At 74.9% G+C, this 2,704-nt stretch carries 2 protein-coding genes; both read right to left on the bottom strand.

The features are described from left to right. On the bottom strand, positions 1–2,210 hold a 2,210-nt coding region (locus tag ABZ914_RS49830), incomplete at its 3' end, for a fumarate reductase/succinate dehydrogenase flavoprotein subunit (RefSeq protein WP_500201592.1). Beyond that, on the bottom strand, positions 2,210–2,704 hold a 495-nt coding region (locus ABZ914_RS49825), incomplete at its 5' end, for an ATP-binding cassette domain-containing protein (RefSeq protein WP_500201591.1). The genes ABZ914_RS49830 and ABZ914_RS49825, both read right to left, overlap by 1 nt.

Below are 2,704 nucleotides of genomic sequence, written 5' to 3'. Positions count from 1 at the left end.
GCCTGCAGCCGGACGCGGTGGTCGGGGTCGCCGAGCGCGGCGGCGAACACGTCCGCGCCGCCGAGGCGCAGCGCGCGCAGGACGTCCAGGACCGCGGCCCGCACCTGCGCGTCCGGGACGTCCAGGGCGCCGCTCAGCGCGTCCCGGACCTCGCCGGTGGCGGGCAGCACCTCGACGAGCTCGCGCAGCGCCGTCGCGGCGGCGTGCCGGACGGAGCCGTGCGCGTCGCCGAGCGCGGTGGCGAGGGCCCCGGCGACGCCGTCCGGGGCGACCTCGGTGAGGGTGGCGACGGCGGCGCGCCGCACCTTCGGGTCGGGGTCGGACAGGTAGGCGGCGACGGCGCCGACGTCCGGTTCGGTCTCGGCGAGCCGCTGCAGCTCCAGGAGCCGCGGGGACCGCCCGACCGCGGCCGCCTGACGGGTCCCCCCGGCCGGGCGGGCCGCGACCGCGACCCGCCCGGCGGACGCCGCGCCGAGGACCTGCGGCTCGGCGCCCTCCGGGACGGTGAACTCCTCGACGGGCACCAGGTACGGGGCGACCGGCCGCTTGACGAACTCCATCGCGCCGTCGTCGCGGCGCCGCAGGTTGAGGTGGAACATCCACTCCGCGTCGTCGCGCTCGGGCAGGTCGGCGCGGTCGTGGTAGAGGCCCCAGCGGCTCTCGGTGCGGGTGAGGGACGACCGGGCGGCCATCTCGGCGCAGTCGCGGATGAAGGTCACCTCGGCGCAGCGCATCAGCTCGTGCGGGGTCCGCGCGCCCATCGCGGCGATCTCGGTCTCCATCCGCGCGAACGTCTCGACGGCGATGTCCAGCCTGGTCCGCGTCTTCGGCGGCGCGACGTAGTCGTTGACGAACCGGCGCAGCTTGTACTCGACCTGCGGCTGCGGCGGGCCGTCGGGGTTGCGCAGCGGGCGGTAGATCAGCTCGTGCGCGGCCCGGATCTGGTCCTCGGGCAGCGCGTCCGGCCCGCCCCGTTCGGCGGGCAGGTGCGCGGACGCGTGCGCGCCCGCGAGGTCGCCGAACACGAACGCGCCGATCATGTAGTTGTGCGGCACGCAGGCCAGGTCGCCCGCCGCGTACAGGCCGGGGACGGTGGTGCGGGCGTTCTCGTCCACCCAGACGCCGGACGCCGAGTGCCCGCCGCACAGCCCGATCTCGGAGATGTGCATCTCCACGTCGTGCGTGCGGTAGTCGTGGCCGCGGCCCGCGTGGAACGTGCCGCGCGTCGGCCGCTCGGTGGTGTGCAGGATGCCTTCGAGCGCGGTCAGCGTCTCGTCCGGCAGGTGCGTGAGCTTGAGGTAGATCGGCCCGCGCGCGGAGTCGATCTCCCGTTTGACCTCGGACATCATCTGCCCGGACCAGTAGTCGCAGTCGACGAACCGGGTGCCCTCGGCGTTGACCTGGTAGCCGCCGAACGGGTTGGCGACGTACGCGCAGGCGGGCCCGTTGTAGTCCTTGATGAGCGGGTTGATCTGGAAGCACTCGATGCCGCTCAGCTCGGCGCCCGCGTGGTAGGCCATCGCGTAGCCGTCGCCCGCGTTGGTCGGGTTCTCGTACGTCCCGTACAGGTAGCCGGACGCGGGCAGGCCGAGCCGCCCGCACGCGCCGGTCGCGAGGATCACCGCGCCCGCCGACACGGTGACGAACTCGCCGCTGCGGGTGTCGAATCCCACCGCCCCGACGGCGCGCCCGCCCGACGTCAGGACGCGCACCGGCATCACGCGGTTCTCGATCGTCGCCTTCTCCCGGATGGAGCGCTGCCGCAGCACCCGGTAGAGCACCTTCTTGACGTCCTTGCCCTCCGGCATCGGCAGCACATAGGAGCCGGAGCGGTGGACGCGGCGCACCGCGTACTCGCCGTGCTCGTCCTTCTCGAACTTCACGCCGTACTTCTCGAGCCGCTTCACCATCGCGAACCCGCGCGTGGCGGTCTGGTGGACGGTCCGCTGGTTCACGATGCCGTCGTTGGCGCGGGTGATCTCGGCGACGTAGTCCTCCGGCGTCGCCTTGCCCGGGATGACCGCGTTGTTCACGCCGTCCATGCCCATGGCGAGCGCCCCGGAGTGCCGGACGTGCGCCTTCTCCAGCAGCAGCACGGACGCGCCGTGCTCGGCCGCGGTGATCGCGGCCATCGTCCCGGCGGTGCCGCCGCCGATCACCAGCACGTCGGCGGACAGCTCGCGCCGCTCGGTCGCGGCCGGGATCTCCATCACACGGTCTCCTTCGTCTCGGTCTCCCGCGCGCCGGTCTCCAGTGCGTCGGCCTCCCGCGTGCCGGTCCCCTGTGCGCCGGTCTCCTGTGCGTCGGGACGCGCGCCCAGCGCCGCGAGGACCTCCTCGCGGGGCGCGCGCGCCGGGAACCGCGCGGTGACGCCGCCCGCGCCGAGCACGGCGATCCGGTGGCCGATCAGCAGCGCCTCGTCCACGTCGTGGGTGACGAACACGACGGTCGCGGGCGCGTCGGCGATCACGTCGAGGAGCAGCCGCTGCATGCTCGCGCGGGTCTGCGCGTCGAGCGCGCCGAACGGCTCGTCCATGAGGATCGCGCGGGGCCCGGCGGCGAGCGTCCGGGCGAGCTGGACGCGCTGGCGCATCCCGCCGGACAGCTCGCGCGGCAGCCGCCCGGCGGCGTCGCCGAGGCCGACCCGGGCCAGCCAGCGGTCCGCCGCCGCGCGCCGCCCGGCCCGCCGCACGCCGCGCAGCGA

This window comes from Spirillospora sp. NPDC046719 (assembly GCF_040645715.1).
In the GTDB taxonomy this organism is placed as follows: domain Bacteria; phylum Actinomycetota; class Actinomycetes; order Streptosporangiales; family Streptosporangiaceae; genus Spirillospora.
This window is presented reverse-complemented; position numbering and strand designations above follow the sequence as displayed.